This is a genomic window from Streptomyces sp. NPDC034099 (genome assembly GCF_055575415.1).
Genome location: NZ_JBVISR010000013.1, coordinates 161,063 through 179,654, shown reverse-complemented (window position 1 = coordinate 179,654; position 18,592 = coordinate 161,063). Strand labels below are relative to the sequence as shown.

Annotated in this window: 13 protein-coding genes; 7 read left to right on the top strand and 6 right to left on the bottom strand. The window is 73.6% G+C overall.

Features of this window, described 5'->3' with window-relative positions:
• Positions 1-2: 2 nt before the first annotated feature.
• The 5 genes from ACZ56V_RS31595 to ACZ56V_RS31575 all read right to left on the bottom strand — a co-directional run bounded on the left by ACZ56V_RS31595 (position 3) and on the right by ACZ56V_RS31575 (position 11,808).
• Positions 3-6,833: an aminotransferase class I/II-fold pyridoxal phosphate-dependent enzyme gene (locus ACZ56V_RS31595; protein ID WP_468947029.1), complete on the bottom strand. Its 6,831-nt coding sequence runs from the start codon at positions 6,831-6,833 to the stop codon at positions 3-5.
• 27 nt (positions 6,834-6,860) lie between these two features.
• Positions 6,861-8,459, bottom strand: a complete 1,599-nt coding sequence (gene redM, locus ACZ56V_RS31590; RefSeq protein ID WP_468947027.1) for an L-proline--[L-prolyl-carrier protein] ligase RedM — start codon at positions 8,457-8,459, stop codon at positions 6,861-6,863.
• A 117-nt stretch (positions 8,460-8,576) separates the two neighbouring features.
• Positions 8,577-10,481: an aminotransferase class I/II-fold pyridoxal phosphate-dependent enzyme gene (locus tag ACZ56V_RS31585; protein ID WP_467383359.1), complete on the bottom strand. Its 1,905-nt coding sequence runs from the start codon at positions 10,479-10,481 to the stop codon at positions 8,577-8,579.
• A complete protein-coding gene (locus tag ACZ56V_RS31580) occupies positions 10,478-10,741 on the bottom strand; it encodes an acyl carrier protein (protein ID WP_398915081.1) in 264 nt (87 codons plus the stop codon). The genes ACZ56V_RS31585 and ACZ56V_RS31580 overlap by 4 nt, the downstream gene beginning before the upstream one ends.
• A 59-nt stretch (positions 10,742-10,800) precedes the next feature.
• Entirely contained in the window at positions 10,801-11,808 is a 1,008-nt protein-coding gene (locus ACZ56V_RS31575; RefSeq protein ID WP_398915083.1) for a beta-ketoacyl-ACP synthase III, read from the bottom strand.
• Positions 11,809-12,178: 370 nt separating this feature from the next.
• Between ACZ56V_RS31575 and ACZ56V_RS31570 the strand changes: the two genes are divergently transcribed.
• From ACZ56V_RS31570 to ACZ56V_RS31540, 7 genes are all read left to right on the top strand, one after another.
• Positions 12,179-12,424 (top strand): acyl carrier protein, encoded by a 246-nt coding sequence (locus tag ACZ56V_RS31570; RefSeq protein ID WP_398915085.1) that lies wholly within the window; start codon positions 12,179-12,181, stop codon positions 12,422-12,424.
• Positions 12,421-13,644 carry a beta-ketoacyl-[acyl-carrier-protein] synthase family protein gene (locus tag ACZ56V_RS31565; RefSeq protein WP_467383362.1) on the top strand — a complete coding sequence of 408 codons (1,224 nt, stop codon included), beginning with the start codon at positions 12,421-12,423 and terminating at the stop codon, positions 13,642-13,644. The genes ACZ56V_RS31570 and ACZ56V_RS31565 overlap by 4 nt, the downstream gene beginning before the upstream one ends.
• A gap of 137 nt (positions 13,645-13,781) precedes the next feature.
• Positions 13,782-14,222 carry a DUF6041 domain-containing protein gene (locus tag ACZ56V_RS31560; protein WP_398915089.1) on the top strand — a complete coding sequence of 147 codons (441 nt, stop codon included), beginning with the start codon at positions 13,782-13,784 and terminating at the stop codon, positions 14,220-14,222.
• A 7-nt stretch (positions 14,223-14,229) separates the two neighbouring features.
• Positions 14,230-15,120: a DUF6206 family protein gene (locus tag ACZ56V_RS31555; protein WP_468947021.1), complete on the top strand. Its 891-nt coding sequence runs from the start codon at positions 14,230-14,232 to the stop codon at positions 15,118-15,120.
• The gene (locus ACZ56V_RS31550) at positions 15,107-15,970 is read left to right on the top strand and encodes a 4'-phosphopantetheinyl transferase family protein (protein ID WP_468947019.1); all 864 of its coding nucleotides are present in this window, start codon (positions 15,107-15,109) and stop codon (positions 15,968-15,970) included. Before ACZ56V_RS31555 ends, ACZ56V_RS31550 begins: the two co-directional genes overlap by 14 nt.
• Positions 15,971-16,082: 112 nt before the next feature.
• Positions 16,083-17,270 (top strand): nitroreductase family protein, encoded by a 1,188-nt coding sequence (locus ACZ56V_RS31545; protein WP_468947017.1) that lies wholly within the window; start codon positions 16,083-16,085, stop codon positions 17,268-17,270.
• Between the two features lie 253 nt (positions 17,271-17,523).
• Complete coding sequence (locus ACZ56V_RS31540) at positions 17,524-18,177, top strand: LuxR C-terminal-related transcriptional regulator (protein WP_467383368.1); 654 nt, start codon at positions 17,524-17,526, stop codon at positions 18,175-18,177.
• Positions 18,178-18,248: 71 nt separating this feature from the next.
• On the opposite strand, the gene ACZ56V_RS31535 is transcribed toward ACZ56V_RS31540, so the two are convergent.
• Positions 18,249-18,569: a RedY protein gene (locus ACZ56V_RS31535; RefSeq protein WP_398915098.1), complete on the bottom strand. Its 321-nt coding sequence runs from the start codon at positions 18,567-18,569 to the stop codon at positions 18,249-18,251.
• Between the last annotated feature and the right edge of the window lie 23 nt (positions 18,570-18,592).

The following is an 18,592-nucleotide window of genomic DNA, read 5'->3' as shown; positions in this document are numbered from 1 at the left end:
GATCACACCAGGAGGTCGAGGGATCGTTCGAGGTCTGCTTCGCTGTGGTCCGCGTTGATGAAGAAGCGGAGCCGGCACTGGTCGCGGGGGACGGCGGGGTAGCCGATCGGCATCACGTTGACGCCGCGCTCCAGCAGCGAGTTGGAGAGCGCCATCGTCTTCTCCCAGTCGCCGGTGATCACGGGGATCACCGCGGAGAGGCGGGAGACGCCGACGTCGAGGCCGCGGGCACGGGCGCCGGCCCGGAAGAACTCGGCCAACTCCTGGACCCGCGCGACCCGTTCGGGCTCGTCCTGGACGACCCGCAGCGCCTCCAGGGCGGCGGCGGCGTTCGCCGGGGAGATGCCGGTGGAGAAGATGTGCAGCGGCGCCGTGAACTTGAGGTACTCGATGATCGGGCGGCGGGCCGCGATGTAGCCGCCGAGGCTGCCCAGCGCCTTGCTGAGGGTGCCCATCCACAGGTCGACGTCGGCCGGATCGGTGCCGTAGTGCTCGCCCACGCCCCGGCCGGTGCGGCCCAGGACGCCGATGGAGTGCGCCTCGTCGATCATCAGCATGGCGCCGTGGCGCTTCTTGACCTCGATGAAGCGCGGCAGGTCGGGGATGTCGCCGTCCTGGCTGTAGGCGCCCTCGATGACGACGAGCGCCCTGCGGTGCGAGGCCCGCGCTCCGGCCAGGACGCGGTCCAGGGCGGCCCAGTCGTTGTGCGGGAAGGACCGGCGCCGGGCGCCCGAGAGGATGCAGCCGCGCACGGTGCTGTCGTGGATCCAGGCGTCGTGCACCACCAGGTCCTCCGGGCCGAACAGGTGTCCGACGGTGGCGACGTTGGTGGCGTGGCCGCCGGAGAAGACGATGGCCGCCTCGGCGCCGACGAACCCGGCGATCTCGGCCTCGAGTTCGTGGTGCAGCGGGGTCTCGCCGAACAGCAGCGGGGTGGCGGAGGCCGAGGTGCCGTAGCGGTCGACGGCGTCCTTGGCGGCCTGGCGCACCCGCGGGTGGTGGGAGAGCGCGAGGTAGTTGAAGGCCGCGAAGTTGACGACCTTGGTGCCGTCGACCGTGGCGAGCGCGGAGTTGAAGCCCTCGTGCGTACGGCCGTAGGGGTTGGAGCCGCTGCTCTCGGTCTGGCGGAGCCTGGCCTGGAGTTCGGCGTACTCCGCCCAGTCCTCGAAGGCGCGCTCCTGGCGGACGGGGGCGGCGGGTGCGGGGACCGGGGCTGCCTGGGCCGGGGCGGGGGGTGCCGGTGGCGGGAACGCCTGCGGCGGGTACGGCTGGGGGACGTAGTAGGCATACGCGGGGGCGCCGTGCGGCGGGTAGCCGTACGGGTACGGGTACGGCACCCCGGGCTGCGGGACCGGGGCGGCGACGGCGTAGCCGTGGGGCGGGGCCGGGAAGGCGCCGTACGGGCCGTACTGCGGGGCCGGGGCGGGCGGCGCCACCGGCACGGCAGCGGAGTGGGCCGGCGGCGCGCCCGCGTCGGTGCCGGCACCGACGATGCCCGCGCCGAGGGTGGGGGTGCCGCCGGTCCGGGCGCCGTCGCGGTCGTCACCGGCGGAGAGCCGGCCGATGATGTCCTGCACCGTGGGGTCCTCCGGCAGATCCTGGAGCGTGTGCATCCGTTGGGGGAAGCGGTCGGTGAGACGGCGCTGGAGGTCGGTCCGCATCAGCGAGTCGAACCCCAGCTCCAGACCGAGCCGGGCTTGCGGCGGCAGGTCGGCCACGGGGAATCCGCAGACGCGGGCGACCGTGTCGAGCACGGTGCGGGAGACCTCGCCCGCCGGGTCCGTCGGGGCTGTGCCCGCCACCGTGGGCTGGGACGGCATGGGATCGCCTTCCTGATCGTGAGTGGGAGCCCGGAACCGGTAGGTCCGGCGCTCGAAGGGCGTGTGCGGCAGCGGGACCCGGGCGGGCGGGTGCTCGCCGTCCAGGGCGGACCAGTCCACGCTTCCGCCGGCGCAGTGGTAGCCGCCCAGCGACCGCAGCAGGGTGCGGTGGGCGGGCGCGCCGCGGCGCAGCGAGGGCAGCCAGAGGGTGGGGCGTCCGTCGTGTTCGGGGCCGTCGGCGACGGCGGACCGGCCGAGGTTCAACAGGGTCGGGTGCGGGCCGATCTCGACGAACGCGTCGCAGCCCGGTCCGCTCGCGGCGTCCCGGTCGCGCAGGCGGGCGAAGCCGTCGGCGAAGCGCACGGTGCCGAGCAGGTGGCGGACCCAGTACTCGGCGTCCACCCGTGCCACGGGTTCGCCGGTGGCGTCGGAGATCCACGGGACGCGCGGGGCCCGGAACTCGACGGCGCGCGCTGCCTCCAGCAGCGGCTCGGCGGCGCCCGCCATGAGCGGTGAGTGGAAGGCGTGCGAGACGGCGAGCGGCCGGACGGTGACACCCTTGCGCTCCAGATCCGTACGGAGCGCCGCGATCCGGTCGGCCATGCCCGAGAACACCAGGTTGCGGGGCGCGTTGAGGGCGGCGAGGGCCACCCGGTCGTGTCCGGCGGCGATCTCCCGCACCGTCTCCGGGTCGCCGACGCAGGCGATCATCGCGCCCTCGCCGGGCTGTTCGTCCATGGCACGCCCGCGGACGACCGCCAGCGTGAGGGCGTCCTCCAGGGAGAGGACACCGGCGACGCACGCGGCGGCGAAGGCGCCGACGCTGTGCCCGAGCACGGCGGCCGGGCGCACTCCGCAGCTCTCCCACAGGTCGGCGAGGGCGACCTCCAGGGCGACCAGGGCGGGCTGGCAGTACCGGGTGCGGGCCAGGTCCTCGGCGTGCTCCGGGTCGAAGAGCAGGTCGAGCAGCGGGATCTCGCCCAGGCCGCGCAGCACCGCGTCGGCGCGCCGCAGGGTGCGGGCGAAGGCGGGGTGGGCGTCGTACAGTTCGCGGCCCATGCCCGGGTACTGGGTGCCCTGGCCGCTGAAGAGGAAGGCGACAGTGGGCGCGGTGCCGCCCGCGGGTCCGCCGCGGGCCACGTCGACGGCGGGCTCGCGGCGGATCAGCGCGTCCAGCGCGGCGTCCAGTTCGTCCCTGGTCCCGGCGGTGAGCACCGCCCGGTGCGGCAGCCGGGAGCGGCCGGTGCGGGCGGAGTGGCACAGGGCGGCGAGCGGCACGTCGGGGTGGGCGGCTAGGTGGGTGCGGTAGCGCCCGGCCAGGGTGGCGAGGGCGGTCTCGGTGTGCGCGGACAGGGACAGGGCGTGCACCGAGCCGTCGGGCGCGTCGGACTCGGCGGTGGGCGCGGGGAGTTCGGGCGCGGACTCGACGATCACGTGGGCGTTGGTGCCGCCGAAGCCGAAGGAGCTGACGCCCGCGCGCAGGGTGCCCTCGGCGGGCAGGGCCCGGCGGGTGGTGGGCACGGCCAGGCCCGAACCCGTCCAGTCCAGGTGCCGGTTGGGTGTGGTCAGGTGCAGCAGCGGCGGTACCTCCCGCTGCCGTACCACGAGCACGGCCTTGATCAGCCCGGCGATGCCGGCGGCCGCCTCCAGGTGGCCGACGGCGGTCTTCACCGAGCCGACCAGGCAGGGCGCGTCGGCGGGACGGCCCTCGCCGTAGAGCCCGGCCAGTGCCTCCCACTCGATGGGGTCGCCGAGAGCGGTGCCGGTGCCGTGCGCCTCGACGTAGTCGATCTGTCCGGGCTCCACTCCGGCCCGTGCCAGCGCCCCGGCGATCACGGCGCGCTGGGCCGTGCTGCGGGGCGCGGTCAGGCCGTTGGCCCGGCCGCCGTGGCCGAGCGCGGAGCCGGTCAGCACGGCGTGCACGCGGTCGCCGTCGGCCAGTGCGGCGGACAGCGGCTTGAGGCACACCAGTCCCGCGCCCTCGCCGCGGACGTAGCCGTCGGCGCCGTCGTCGAAGGTGCGGCAGCGTCCGCCGGGGCCGAGCATCCCGCCCCTGGCGAGTGCCTCGGAGAGCCCCGGCGTCAGCGTCAGGTTGACGCCGCCCGCGAGGGCGACGCCGCACTCGCCGTCCCGCAGGCTGCGCAGCGCCGTGTGCACGGCGGCGAGCGAGGAGGAGCAGGCGGTGTCGAGGGCGAGGCTGGGTCCGGTCAGGTCGAAGAAGTACGAGAGCCGGCCCGCCGCCACGGACTGGGCGTTGCCGGTGGCGGAGTACATGTCGACGACGTCGGGGTGGGGCATCTGGAGATCGGCGTAGTCGTGCCCGCTGATCCCGACGAAGACGCCGGTGTCCGAGCCCGCCAGGGAGGAGGGCGCGATGCCCGCGTCCTCGAAGGTCTGCCAGGCGACCTCCAGGAGCAGCCGCTGCTGGGGGTCCATGCGTTCGGCCTCCCGGGCGGAGATGCCGAAGAAGCGGGCGTCGAAGTCGTACACGTGGTCCAGGAATCCTCCCGGCCGCCCGCCGGGCCCCGCGGAGTCTCCCTGGCGGTCGGCGGGCGCCTCGCCCACGGCGTCGCGGCCGTCGCGCAGCAGCCGCCAATAGCTGTCGGGGTCGGGGGCACCGGGGAACCGGCAGCCGATTCCGATCACGGCGACGGGCTCGTCGGCGCGCCCGCGGGCGGGCTCGGGGGCGGGACGCCGCGGGTGCGGGTGCGGGGTGCCTTCCGCGCCGGGTCCGGTGACGTGGGCCGCGAGGGCCTCGACCGTCGGGTGGTCGTAGAGGGTGGCCGGGGTCACGGGGGTGCCGAGCCAGTCGCCGAACGGGGCGGTGAGGGCCACGGCCTGCTTGGAGTCCAGGCCCAGCGAGGTGAAGGGCGCCGTCGTGTCGATCACCGAGGGGCGCAGGCCCAGCCGGGCGGCGACGGCCCGCCGCAGCCAGTCCACGGCCTGGGTCCGGGTCCGCCCCGGCGCGGGCACGGGAGCGGCGTCGGTGAGCGCGGTGCGGCACAGCTCGATGAGGGAAGGGACGGCGTCCGGCTGGGGGCCGGACAGCAGCTCACCGATGTCGAGGGCGAGGCCGAGGCGCTCGGACAGCAGCCGTACGGCGGTCAGCAGGCGCGGGTAGCGCGAGGTGCCGTCGGGCGCCTCCGTCGCGGCGCGGTCGAGGGCGTCGGCGACGAGGGCGACCGTACGGTCCGGGGCGGCGGGGGCGTGCGAGGGGGTGGCGTCCGGCGGGGGGCCGTCCTGGACGACGCTCGCGGCCACCACGGGCAGGTCGAGGTCGAGCAGGCGCTGCCGGCAGGCACTGCGCTGGATCTTGCCGCTGGTGGTGCGCGGCACCGAGGAGCGCTTGAGCAGCACGACGGTGTGCGGTGTCACCTGGTGCTCGTCGGCGATGGCCGTGCGCAGCCGGGCCAGCAGGGTGTGCGGGTCCCCGGCCCCGGGCCCGCCGATCTCGTAGGCGAGCGCGAGCTGTTCGCCGTCGGCGGTGGGGATGCCGAACGCGGCGCCGTACCCGGCGCGCAGGCCCGCGCCGATACGCTCGGCCGTCTGCTCCACGTCCTGCGGGTGGATGTTGCGGCCCTGGACGATGATCACGTCCTTGGTCCTGCCGACCACGTAGAGCTGGCCGTCGTGGCGGAACCCGACGTCGCCGGTGCGCAGCCACGCGGTGCCGGGTTCGCCGTCGACCCGGGTGCCGAAGACCTCCGCGGCGGCCTCGGGGCGCCCCCAGTAGCCGCGGGCGACGCCGGGTCCGGCGACCCGGATCTCGGCGACGGTGCCGTCGGGCACCCGACGGCCGGTGGCGGCGTCGACCACCGCGACCTCGACGTCGGCGACGGGGGCCCCACAGCCGACGACGCGGGTGGTGCGGACGCTGCCGGGGTCCGCGGGACGCGCGCTGCCCGCCTCCAGGGCCGCCGCGTCGAAGGACGCCACCACCGGCGTGTCGGCCGGCTCCACGCCGGTGACCATGAGGGTCGCCTCGGCGAGGCCGTAGCAGGGCAGCAGCGCGGTGCGGTCGAAGCCGGCCGGGGCGAAGTACGCGGCGAACCGGTCGAGGGTGTCGGGGCGGATCGGCTCGGCCCCGTTCAGGGCCAGGCGCCAGCGGCTCAGGTCCAGGCCGGCCCGCTGCTCGGGGGTTGTCCGGCGCAGGCACTGCTCGAAGCCGAAGTTGGGGGCGACGCTGGTGGAGGCGCCGGTGCGGGAGAGTGTCTCCAGCCACAGCAGCGGACGCTGCACGAAGGTCATCGGCGCCATGAGGTGCGCCGGGAAGCCGCCGTAGACCGGGGTGAGGATGCCGCCGATGAGCCCCATGTCGTGGTACGGCGGCAGCCAGGACACCATGCCGGAGTCCGCGTCGTGCCCGAGCCTGAGGTGGATGGAGCGCAGGTTGCGCACCAGGTTGCCGTGCTCGACCATCACGCCCTTGGGCGCGGCGGTGGAACCGGAGGTGTACTGGAGGAAGGCCAGGGACCGCGCCGTGCGGCGGGGGTCCTCCCAGGGGGCCGTGGACTCGCCGGTGTAGAGGTCCTCGGTCACCAGCCAGTGCACGCCGTCGAGTTCGGTGCCGACGTGGCCGGTGCCGCGGGCGGCGACGGCCTCGCGGACCCGGCGGGTGGTGAGGGCGTGGGTGGCGGCACAGTCCCGGGCGATGGCCGCGAGCCGGGGCACCGTCTGGCCGAACCGGGCGTTGTCCGGCGGGTAGGCGGGGACGGCCACGGCACCGGCGTACAGGCAGCCGAAGAACGCGGCGAGGTAGTCCAGGCCCGGCGGGTGCAGCAGCAGCACCGGGCCCTCCCCCGCCCCCGCGCGCCGCAGGTGGGCGGCCACCTCCCGGGCGTGCAGGTCGAGTTCGCGGTAGGTCCAGGCGACGGACGTGCCGTCGGTGTCGGTGAGGAAGCGGTGGGCGAGGGCGTCCGGGGTGTGTGCCGCCCGGTGCCGCAGCAGTGCGGTGACCGTCTCCGGCTCGGGTCCCTGCCAGTGCTCGTGTATCGGGTCCGGCCCCTGACTCACGTTCTTCTCCCTGCGGTTCCTGGCCATCTACCGGGCCGTTCCGAGCGGCGCCGTCGCGCGGGGGGCGGCGTCGAGGCCGAGTCGGCGGTAGTCGGTCTTGCCGTTGGGGTTGAGCGGCATGCGGTCCAGGCGGACGGCGCCGTGCGGCACCATGTAGGTCGGCAGGTGCCGCGCGCAGTGCTGCTTGAGCTCCACCAGGCCGATCCGGTCGGCACCCTCGCGCAGGGTGTAGTAGAGCCTCAGCCGTGCCCTGCGCCCCGAGCCGTCGACCAGCACGGCGGCTTCCGCGATGCCGGGGTGGCGCAGCGCGGCGGCCTCGATCTCGCCCAGCTCGACCCGGTATCCGGAGAGCTTCACCATGCGGTCCTTGCGTCCGCGGTAGACCAGCCGGCCGTCCTCCTCGTAGCTGACCAGGTCGCCGGTGGGGTGCACGCCCCGGCAGTGGGCGGTGGAGACGGGCTCCTCGGCGCGCCGCCAGTAGCCGGGGGTCACGCACACGCCCGACACGTGGAGTTCGCCGATCGCGCCGGGCTCCCGGACGGTGCGTCCGGCGTCGTCCACGACGGTGGTCTCGGCGCCGGTGATGGGGAGGCCGATCGGCACGGGGGTGGCCCGGTGCAGGTCCTCCGGGCGCACCCGGTGGTAGGTGCAGACGTTGGTCTCGGTGGGGCCGTAGAGGTTGTAGAGCGGGGTCGTGGCCGGGAGCAGTTCACCGAGTGCGCGCAGCTGCGGGACGGGGAAGACCTCACCGGCGAACAGGACGTAGCGCAGGCTCGCGGCGTGCTCGCGGGTGAGTGCCGCGGAGGCGGTCAGCAGGTGCAGGACCGAGGGGACGGAGTACCAGACGGTGATCCGGTGCCGGCGGATGCCCTCGGCCAGCGCGGTCACGTCCTTGGCCGCCGCGTCGGGGACGATCCACACCGCGGCGCCGCAGGACAGCGCGGTGAAGAGGTCGAAGGTGCTCAGGTCGAAGTTGAAGGAGGCGTGGTTGGCGAACACGTCGTGCGGGCCGACGTCCAGTTCGCCGCGGGCCCAGCCCACGAAGTTGGCCAGTGCGCCGTGCGAGATCCGCACCCCCTTGGGCGTGCCGGTGGAGCCCGAGGTGTAGAGGATGGCGGCGAGGTCGCCGGGGGTGAGGGAGGGCAGCAGCGTGACCCGTCCGGCACGGCCCTTCTCCCAGCTCTCCCACGGGGCGACCGGGGTGCCGCCCACGGTGTCGGGCAGTGCGTCGCCGACGGCCACGACCGTGGTGACGCAGGCCGGCAGGTCGTCGTCCGCGAGCAGGGCGGCGTGCCGTGCGTCCGTGAACAGGACCGTGGGTTCGGCGTCCGCCAGGATGGTCCGCACCCTGCTCACCGGCTGGCCGCCGTCCAGGGGGACGTAGGCGCACCCGGCCTCCAGGGCGGCGACGATCGCCTCGGCGTAGCGCGGCTGCTTGTCCATCCAGATCGCGATCCGGTCGCCGACGCGTGTTCCCAGGCTGAGCAGGTGGGCGGCCACGGCCTCGACCCGGGCGGTGAACTCCCCGTACGTCAGGGGGTCGGAGCCGACGAAGGCGGGCCGGGCCGCGTGCTGCGCGGTCGTGTCCTGTGGCAGGCGTATCACGGAGGGAGTGGCGGCGCTCATGGTGTACAGGCCCTTCTCCTTGACATGCGTGGTTGCTCGGGGCCGGCCGGGCAGGGAGGGGGCCTGCCCGGCCGGGGTGTGCGGGCGGAAAGAGGTACGGGGCGGCGGAGAGGAGCGCTACGGCGTGCCCGGCAGCACGCCGGTCTCGCGGGCGGCGTCGACGAAGATCTCGGCGGCCAGTTCCAGATCCTGCGGCGTGTGTTCGCAAGTGACGCTGATCCTCAGCCGGGCGTCGCCGAGGGGGACGCCGGGGTAGACCACGGTCTGGCAGAACAGGCCGCGGGCGCGCACCGCCCTGCCCATCTCCATCGCCCGGCGTTCGTCGCCGATGACGATGGGCAGGATCGCGCTCTCGGAGTGCTCCAGGTCGAACCCGGCGTCCAGGAGCCGGTCCCGCAGCGCGCCGATGTTGGTCCACAGCCGCTTGAGGCGCTCGGGCTCGGACTCGATGACGTCGATGGAGGCGATCAGTCCGGCGGCGACCCCGGCGGGGATGTTCGCGGCGAAGACGTAGGAGTTGGAGTAGTAGCGCAGGTACTCGACGACCTCCTCCTCGCCGACCACGAACCCGCCCATGCCGGCCAGCGTCTTGCTCATCGTGCCCAGCTCCAGGTCGACCTCGCCCTTGAGCCCGAAGTGCTCGGCGGTGCCGGAGCCGCGTACACCGAGGACGCCGGTGGCGTGGGCGTCGTCGATCATCACGCGGGCGTCGTACTCCTTGGCGAGCCGGACGATCTCAGGCAGGTCGCACACGTCGCCGTGCATGCTGAAGACGCCGTCCGCGACGATGAGCCTGCCGCCCGTGCCCTCCGCGGCACTGCGGCCGAGGATCCGCTCCAGGTCGGCCATGTCGTTGTGCCGGTAGATCTTGCGTACGGCCCCGGAGAGCCGGGCCCCGTCGACGATGCTCATGTGGTTGAGGCGGTCGACGACGAGGGTGTCGTAGCTCTTGACCAGTGCCGAGATGGCGCCGAGGTTCGCGGAGTAGCCGCCGGGATAGACGATGCAGGCGGGTCGCTGCTTGAAGGCCGCCAGGCGGCGCTCCAGTTCCTTGTGCAGCATGTTGGTGCCGCCGATGAAGCGGGAGCCGGTGTGGGTGGCGCCATAGGTGCGGGTGGCGTCGACGACGGCCTCGATCACGCTGGGGTGGTTGGCGAGACCGAGGTAGTTGTTGGAGGCGAACATGAGGAACTCGCGCTTGCGGCCCTCCAGTTCGTCGAAGATGACGGCGCGGTTCCCGCACCGGGAGTGCAGCGGCATGCCGTACCAGTACAGGCGGTCCTGCTCGCGGGAGCGCAGATAACCGGCGAAGCTGCGGGTCTTGGCGAACAGGTCGGGATCGCGCTGCTCGGTGAAGTCCTTCATGGAGCGGTGGTCCCAGCCGTCCGCGCCGGGCGCGGGCACCCTCCCGGGCCGGGCGGGTTCCGAAGCCGCCGTGTCCGCCTCGCCCGCCGCCGGGGCCGCCGCAGCGAGACCGCGCAGGGTGTCGGCCAGGGCGCGCAGGGTCGTGGCGCCGGCCGCGTCCGGGGCGGCCCCGGTGAGGCCGAGCCGCTCGGTGGCCTCGGCGACGACGGAGGTCAGGACGACCGAGTCGACGCCCAGTTCGCCCTCCAGGTCGGCGTCGAGGTCGAGCTGGTGCCGCTGGTACTGGGTCTGCCGCATGGCGGCGGCGACCACGGCCTCGGTGACGGGGTCGCCGGCCCCCGCGGCACCGGTGGCCGGTGCGGACCCGGCGGCCGGAGCGGACCGGTCGTCGCCGGTGCCTGCCAGGGCGGCGCCCACGGCGTCGACGAGTTCACCGACGGTCGCGGGGTTGGTGGGCAGCGCGGCGGACAGGCCGAAGTGCTCACGGACGGAGACCAGGACGGACTCCAGGATGACGGAGTCGATGCCGAGGTCGGCCTCGAAGTGGCTCTCCGGCCGCAGGTGGCTCTCGTCGTACAGGGTGCGGGCCGCGATGACGTGCACGACGCGCTCGCGGATCCGCTCGGTGTCCTGGTGGGTGTTCACGGGGTCGGTCATGCCGCGGTTCCCCCCTCGTTCTGCCGGAGCCGGTCGACCAGGGCGCAGATCGCGTTGACGGACCTGAAGTTCTGCAGGGTGACCTCCTGCAGCGGCACCGTGACGCGGAACTCGCCCTGCAGGTAGTGGACGAGGTCGAAGATGGCGGCGGAGTCGATGATGTTGAGCTCCGCGATGGGGGTGTCCGGCTCCAGGCCTTCGGCGTCGCCGCCCATCCAGGCGTCGGCGATGTAGTCGGTGATCAGTTTCCGAGGAGTCATGGTCGTCCTTGGTTCATCGGTCGTCTGCACGCGCTTCGGCCGGGCCCGGCCGGCCGCCCTCAGACCGGATCGATGGCGGGCCAGGTCAGGGCGGCGGCACCCCAGGTGAGGCCGCCGCCGAAGGCGGTGAGGAGCACCCGGTCGCCGGCCCGGAGGGTCCCCCGGGCGTGCGCGTGGTCGAGCGCGAGGGGGATGGAGGCGGCGGCGGTGTTGCCCACCTCGGCGATGTTGCTGACGCTGCGCTCGCGGGGGATGCCGATCTCGTCGGCCAGTCGGGCGGTGATCCGGTGGTTGGCCTGGTGGCTGACCAGCCAGTCCACGTCCTCCACCCGCCAGCCCGCCCGGTCGAGCACGTTCTCCGCGCACTCGCCCATGCGCTGGACCGCGAGCCAGAAGACCCGCTTGCCCTCCATGGTGAAGTAGCGGTCTGCGAGGTCGTCCGGTGCCACCGTGCCCGGCCGCGGCGGTCCGCCGACCGGCACGGTGATCAGGTCCACGCCGGTGCCGTCGCTGCCCAGCCGCAGCGGTCCGAGGGCACCGGTCTCCTCCGGCTCGCCGCAGCGCAGCACGACGGCGCCGGCGCCGTCACCGAAGATCACCGAGGTGGACCGGTCCCGCGGGTTGAGGATGCGGGAGAACGTCTCCGCGCCGATGACCAGGACCCGTTCCGCCGCTCCGGAGGCGATCAGACCGGACCCCGTGGCGAGCCCGTAGAGAAAGCCGGAGCACACCGCGGACACGTCGAACGCCGGGACCGGGCCGGCCCCCAGCCGGGTCGCCACCGTCGGCGCGGTCGCCGGGCAGGGGCGGTCCGGGGTGGTGGTGGCCACGATGACCGCGTCGATGTCGTCCGGCGTCAGGCGCGCGGACTTCAGGGCGCGTTCGGCGGCGCCCACGGCCAGATCGGAGGTGTGGGCGCCGTCCTCGGCGACGTAGCGCTGCGCGATCCCCGTACGGGCCCGGATCCACTCGTCCGAGGTGTCCATCGTCCGCTCCAGATCGGCGTTGGTGACGCATCGGGACGGCAGACGGGAACCGAGGCCGGCCACCACGGACGCCCGGGTCACCGGGCACCGCCCGCGGAGCGGTCGCGGTGTGCGGTGGGCCTGGTGCGGCGGCGGAGACGGGAAACCACGTGTGTGCTCCTCGCGTGATGGACGGTTTGCCGGCCGGCGGGTGTGGGGAGTAAGCCCGGGCCCCCCGGCCGCACCGAGTCTGGCCGGGGCCCCTGACCGGGCGCTGACGGCCGGCTGACCGCGGCCCGCGCCCGGCGGGCGGCCCGCCCGGGGGTCAGCCGGCCGTCAGCGAGCCGTCAGCGCACCGCCCCAGACTTGCCGGAGCGTCGCAACGCCGCCGCACCCCGGACCGACACCACCCCACCGTCGGGCCAGGGCGGCGTTGGGCGAACGATCCACCCAGGAAAGGCGGACCACACTGATGAGCACCACCTACGACAAGCTCGTTGATCTGCTGGTCGACGGTTTCGCGGTGGACCGCGCTGCGATCCGTCCGGACGTGACCTTCGAAGAGCTGGAGATGGACTCGCTGTTCCTCGTGGAACTGCTCCTCGTCATCCAGTCCGAGTTCGGCGTGAAGATCAGCGACGACGCCGCGGTTCCCACGGACACCATCGCCCACGCGGTGGCCCTGGTCGACCACGAGATCGCGGCCACCGCGTCATGACCGACCCCTCCCTCGCCGTGACCGGGCTGGGTCTGGTGACCGCCGCCGGCATGGGCGTCGACGCCACCTGGGAGGGGGTGTTGCGCGGACGATCGGCGGGAGCCAAGGACGACCGGCTCTCCGGACTGCCCGTGGACATCGCCTGTGCGGTGCCGGGCCTGCAACCGGCGCGCCACGTGGACCGGCGCAGTGTCCTCATCCACGACCGCTTCGTGCAGCTGGCGATCGTGGCCGCCCGGGAGGCCGTGTCCGACGCCGGACTGGATCCGCTGACCTGGGACGGCGCCCGGGTGGGCGTGGTCGTCGGCTGCGGGCTCGGCGGCGTGACGACGTGGGAGACCCAGCACCGGCGCCTGCTGGAGCGCGGGCCCGAGGCGGTGTCCGCGCTGCTGGTGCCGATGCTGGTCCCGAACATGGCGGCCGGGCACCTCGCGATGGACCTGCGCGCGCTGGGCCCGAACCTGGTGACGGCGACCGCCTGCGCCTCGGGCGGCACCGCGCTGGGCACCGCGGCCCGGCTGCTGCGCGACGGGACGTGCGACATCGTCGTGGCCGGTGGCAGCGAGGCGGGCGTCAGCCCCCTCATGGTCACCGGTTTCGCGCAGATGGGGGCGCTGTCGCGCCGTGTGGACGATCCGGCGGCGGCGTCCAGGCCCTTCGACGCCGACCGGGACGGCTTCGTGATCGGTGAGGGCAGCGGCATGCTCGTCCTGGAGCGCGCGGCGGACGCCGAGGCCCGCGGTGCCACGGTGCGCGCGCGGCTGGTGGGCCACGGCGCGTCGGCGGACGCCCACCACGTCACCGCGCCCGACCCCGAGGGCGCCGGCGCCCTGCGGGCGATGGAGGCGGCCCTCGCCCAGGCGGGTGTCACCGGCCGCGACATCGACCACGTGAACGCGCACGGCACCTCGACGCCGCTCAACGACGCGGCGGAGGCCGCGGTGCTGCGCCGGCTGCTGGGCGACCGGGCGACCGTCACCTCGGCCAAGGGCGTCCTCGGGCACACGCTGGGCGCCGCCGGGGCCATCGAGGCGGCGCTGACCGTGCTGAGCATCGAGCGCTCCACCGTTCCCCCGACCGCGAACCTGCGTCGGCGGGATCCGGCCGTGGACCTGGACGTGGTCGCCGACGCTCCGCGGGAGCAGAAGGTGGAGCTGGCGATGAGCAACTCCTTCGGCTTCGGCGGCCAGAACGCGGTGCTGGTCTTCGCCTCCCCGTGACGGCCCCGGCCGGCCGACGACCGCCGTCCGCGACCTCCGACCCCTGCCTCTGGCCCCTCCTCAGGCCCTTGCCCCGCCACGGGCGCCCCCCTCCCGCTCGCGGCACCCCACTGTCAACCTCCGGAAGAAGCTGGCCCGTGACCGGACGAAACCTGATCCTCCAGCGCGTCGTCGGCGCGCTGTACATCCTCGCGGGGATAGGCAAGTTCTTCCCGCAGCTGGAGTCGGTGGAAGGGCGCCTCGACGACGCCTCTGAAGCCAACCGGGGGACCGTGATCTCCGGTCCCGTGGACTGGCTGGACCGCCACCCCGCCGCCGTGATGTGGTTCGTCGCCGTCGCCATGGTCGCGGCGGGCGTCGCCCTGCTGTGGAACCACCGGCGGCTCGTGATCGCCGCCCTCTACGGCCAGTTGCTGATGCTGGTGCTGTTCGTGGTGATCCTGGTGAGCAGTGTGCCCGAGATCCTGGTGATGGACGCGGCCTTCTTCGCCGCCGCGATCTACCTCCTGTACCGGTACCACGCGTCACCGGGCGCGCGGACCCCCGCACCCGCGGGCCCGACCCCGGAAGGCCGGTGACCCGGTCATGACCTTCTCGACACCCGCCGACGCCCTGGATGCCCTCGAGGACGAGGTCGTACGGGCGCTGCGGACCACCGACGACCGTGCCCTGACCATCCTCGGCTACGGGGAGGTGACGCTGGTGCTGCGGCTGGAGACCGACTCGGGCACGTTCGCGTGCAAGCGGCTGCCGGTCTTCCCCGCCCGGGAACGCCTGGACCGGCACTCCGCGCTGGTCGACGACTACATCACGCGGCTGGACAAGGGCGGCGTCGCCGTCGCCGAGACCCGTATGTGGCACCGGGCTCTGCCGGGCGGCCGGGCCGTCGCCTACTGCGTCCAGGAGGCGCTGCCCGAGGGCCGGCTGTGCTCACGGCTGCTGCACACGGCGGGCCAGGCGTGGTGCGACGGGTTCTTCGCACGGTTCCTGGACCGCGTCGAGGCGGCCGTCACCCCGCGTCTGGGGCTGGACGGGCAGGCGTCCAACTGGATCGACCTCGACGGCGAACTGGTCTACCTGGATGTGACGACGCCGCTCATGCGCGACGAGCGCGAGCGCGAACTCCTCGACGTGCCGCTGTTCTTCACCTCGCTGCCGTGGCTGGTGCGGGACGTGGTGCGGCTGGCGATGACGAAGTCGATCTTCGACAAGTTCTACACGCCGCGCGGGGTGGTCCTCGACTTCCTCGGCAATCTGCACAAGGAACGGCTGGAGCACCTGGTCCCCAGCTTCCTCGAACAGGCCAACGCCCGCCTGGACCGGCCGCTGGACGCCGAGGAGGTCAGGGCCTACTACCGGGACGACGCGCGGATGTGGGAACTCATCCAGCGGCTGCGCAAGGCGGACCGTTTCGTGCACAACAGGATCCTGCACCGCCCGTACCCGTTCCTGCTGCCCCGTCATGTCGCACGCTGACGCCGCCGCACGGCCTGCTCCCGGACCCGTGCGGCACGGTGTGCCGGGGGCGGTGTCGCAGGGGGTGCCGGAGGGGGTCTCCCTCCCGGACCAGGTGGTCCTCGACGGGTCCCGTCTGCTGTGGATCACGCACCTGAGGCCGGAGTCTCGGCGGCTCACCCTCGCCGTGGTGTCCATCGCCCGGCTGCGCGAGCGCGGGCCGCACGCCCTTGCCGAACTGCGCACGCGGTATCTGACACCCGCCGAGACGGAGCAGGCCGCGGCCCTGCGCGTCCCCCGCCGGCGCATGGAGTGGCTGGCCGGGCGGCTCGCCCTCAAGCACGCCGTCAGCGCCCACGGCAGACGCCACTGGGACCTGGCCCGGGAGCCCCGCACCGTCGAGGTGCGCACTGTGGCCGGGGGACTCCAGGCCGGGCGGCCGGTCGTGGACGCGCCGGTCGAGGTGGGCCTGACGCACTCGGGGGACTTCGCGGTCGCCGTGTGCGGACCGCATGCGATCGGCGTCGACCTGGAACACGACCGCCCCATGCCGCCGTCCCTCGCCCGGGTGCTCGACCAGGAGTGCGACCCGCGGGCGCCGTCCGCCGACGCCCGGCGCCTCGCGGCCATGCCCGCCATGCTGCGCTGGACGTGCAAGGAGGCCGTGCTCAAGTACTACGGCTTCGGACTGCGGATCGACGCCGGTGAGGTGGCCCTGACCGGCTGGCTGCCGGACGGCCGCTTCACCTGGCGGCCCGGGGGCGGGCTGCTGCGCCACGCCCCCGTCGCCGAGACCCGGCGGCCGACCGGGTGGGCCGGCGTGGTCGCCGGTCACCACCTGGCGCTGGTCGAACGGCCCGTGGGCGGCTGAGCCGATCCCGGCCTTCCAGATGTGCCAGGCGTTCCAGGCCCTCCGGGTGTGCGAACCGCCCCCGGTGGTTACCGCGTGCGCCGCATGCGAAGAGGAGGAAGAGGAGACCGACATGACGACCCGCAGGACAGACCACGCCACCGCGTCCGTGTCCAGGTTCGCGCAGGCGCTGGAGACGGCCGCCGGACCGGCGGCGCTGAGTCCCTCCTCCCACAACTGCCAGCCGTGGGGTCTGGGCCGTGCCACGAGCGCGGCGGCTCGCCGGGCGGCGGCGGACCTGACCGGCACGGACACGGACGAGTACCTGGTCCTGGCCCTCGACCGCGAGCGGGAGCTGACGGCGCTGGCCGCGCACGCGGTGGAGATGGAGGTCAGCTGCGGCATCTACGGGCGGATCCTGCTCCGCGGCCTGGCGGCCCAGGGCTGGACGGCCGCGGCGGTGCGCGTCCTGGACGACGACGGGGGCCCCGGCGTCGCGAGCGGGACCGCCGGCGGCCACCCGTTAGGCGCCGGGTGGCCGCCGGCGTGGACGCCGCTGTGCGTGGTGGCGCTGCGCCCCGGGCCGCCCTCCGGGGAACGGCCGGCCGACCTGCACGAGACCGCGCTCGCCCGCCGCACCCACCGCGGACCCTACGGGCGGGAGCCGGTGGCCCCCGGACTGCTGCACGTCCTGGAGGAGTCCGGCACGCCGGGGGCCGAGACGCACCCGGTCCACGTCCGGCACCTGACCGAGCGGCGTGACCTGCGGGCCTTCGCGGCGTTCGTCGCCCGGTACGCGGGACGCGACTTCGGGCACCGGGCCGCCTGGCGGGAGACCCACTCCTACGTACGCCGGGACACCGCGGACGCGGCCGCGCGGGGCGACGGGTTCACGCTGGAGCAGCTCTTCGGGCCCATGTCCCGGCCGCGCCGGGCGGCGATGCGCCTCGCACTGGCCCCGACGACGATGCACCTGCTGGGCAAGGCCGGTTACCACCGGGTGCTGGCCGCCGGTCTCGCCGACCTCGTGCGCCGCACTCCGGCCGTGGTGACCATGGGCTTCGCCGGGCAGACGCCCGCACGCGCGGAGCGGCTCGAGGGCGGAGCGCGACTGGCCGACTACTGGTGGCGGGCGACCCGGTGCGGTCTGTCCCTGCACCCCATCAGCATCGTCGTCCAGCACGACGACCTGCGCGGCCGTCTGGAGCGCGAACTCTCCCTGCCCGGCCGCACCTTCTTCGTGAGCCGGGTCGGTGTGGCCGGCTCTCCCGCGCCACGCTCCCACCGGCGCGCGGACGCCGCCGTTCACGTGTCGTGCTGAGACGGGCGGGCACAAGAGCAGCGGCATTCCCAAGATTCCCGGCAAGATCTTCCCGAGGTTGAAACCACTTGGTATCAGTCTCTCACCGGGGCATCGCAAGCCCCTCTCCAAGTGCGCACACGCGTGCTACGTTTGGCCGCATGACGCTTATCGGGGGAATCACAAAGAAAGGCGTCCGGCATCGACTTGCCGCCGTCGGCGCCGACCCGCACGCTCCGTGCCGTCCCCATCCTTCCTGCCCGAAAGTCAACGCATGACGACCCGTGTCCTGGTGTGCTGCGACCGCGTCATCCTGGGCGAAGGAATGCGCGCATTGCTGGAACGGCACGATATGAAGGTGCAGGTGGAGACCACCCTGCGCGGCTCGCTGGCCACGGCGGCGGAGGCCGGTCCCGACATCCTGGTCGGCGTCGCCCCGCTGTTCACCATGGACAGCATCGACAAGCTGACGGAACTCGCGCGACTCGGCAAGACCCTTCTGCTGACCAAGCCCGAGAATACCCACCGCGCGTTCGAGGCACTGCGCGTCGGAGTACGCGCAGTATTGTCGGCCGAGACATCGGTCGAAGAACTGGTGCACGTCATCAGAACCATCACCGAAGTGAACGCGATAATCGCTCCGGAAGAGGCACAAGAGGCACTGACGCGCTATTGGCGAAGCAAGGCACCGAAGAACCTCCGTCCCGAACTGACCCCTCGGGAAACGGAGATCCTGGTTTTATTGACCCAGGGTAAGACGAACACCGAAATGGCCACGACTCTCTCCGTCTCGCCCACCACCGTCAGGTCCCATGTACATCGGGTCCTGCGCAAACTGGGTGCGGCGACCCGCGCGCAGGCCGTCGCCATCGCCTACGAGTCGGGCCTCCTGGGCACCTGCCCGGGTTACGGCGCCCCCGCCCGCTGAATGCCCCGGTCGGGCCGTACGGCTTCGCGTTCCGTACGGCCCGACCGAGCATCCCGCTCCACAGCCCTTTGTCAGGACCGTGCCTGGTAGCCGGGTTCCAGGAGTTCGCCGCTCATCTCCTCGACGACCGTCGCCATAGTGTCGAACGCGGCGACCAGGTCCTGAAAGGCCTCCGTTTTCATGTCCCGGGAGAATTCGTCCGGCGTGGTCACCGAGATGCTCTCGAAGTAGTGGAATGGAGCGTCCCGTTCTGTGCTCACCCGATGCACGCCGAAGGCGCGCACACTCGGCAGCCGGGGACAGGTCGCGTAGTCGACGTCCCGGACCCAGGCCTCGAAGCGGGCCGGGTCCACTCCGTCACGCAGACGAATGCGGTGGATGACGACGTCCATGTCTAGGGTCTCCCTGGGTCTGT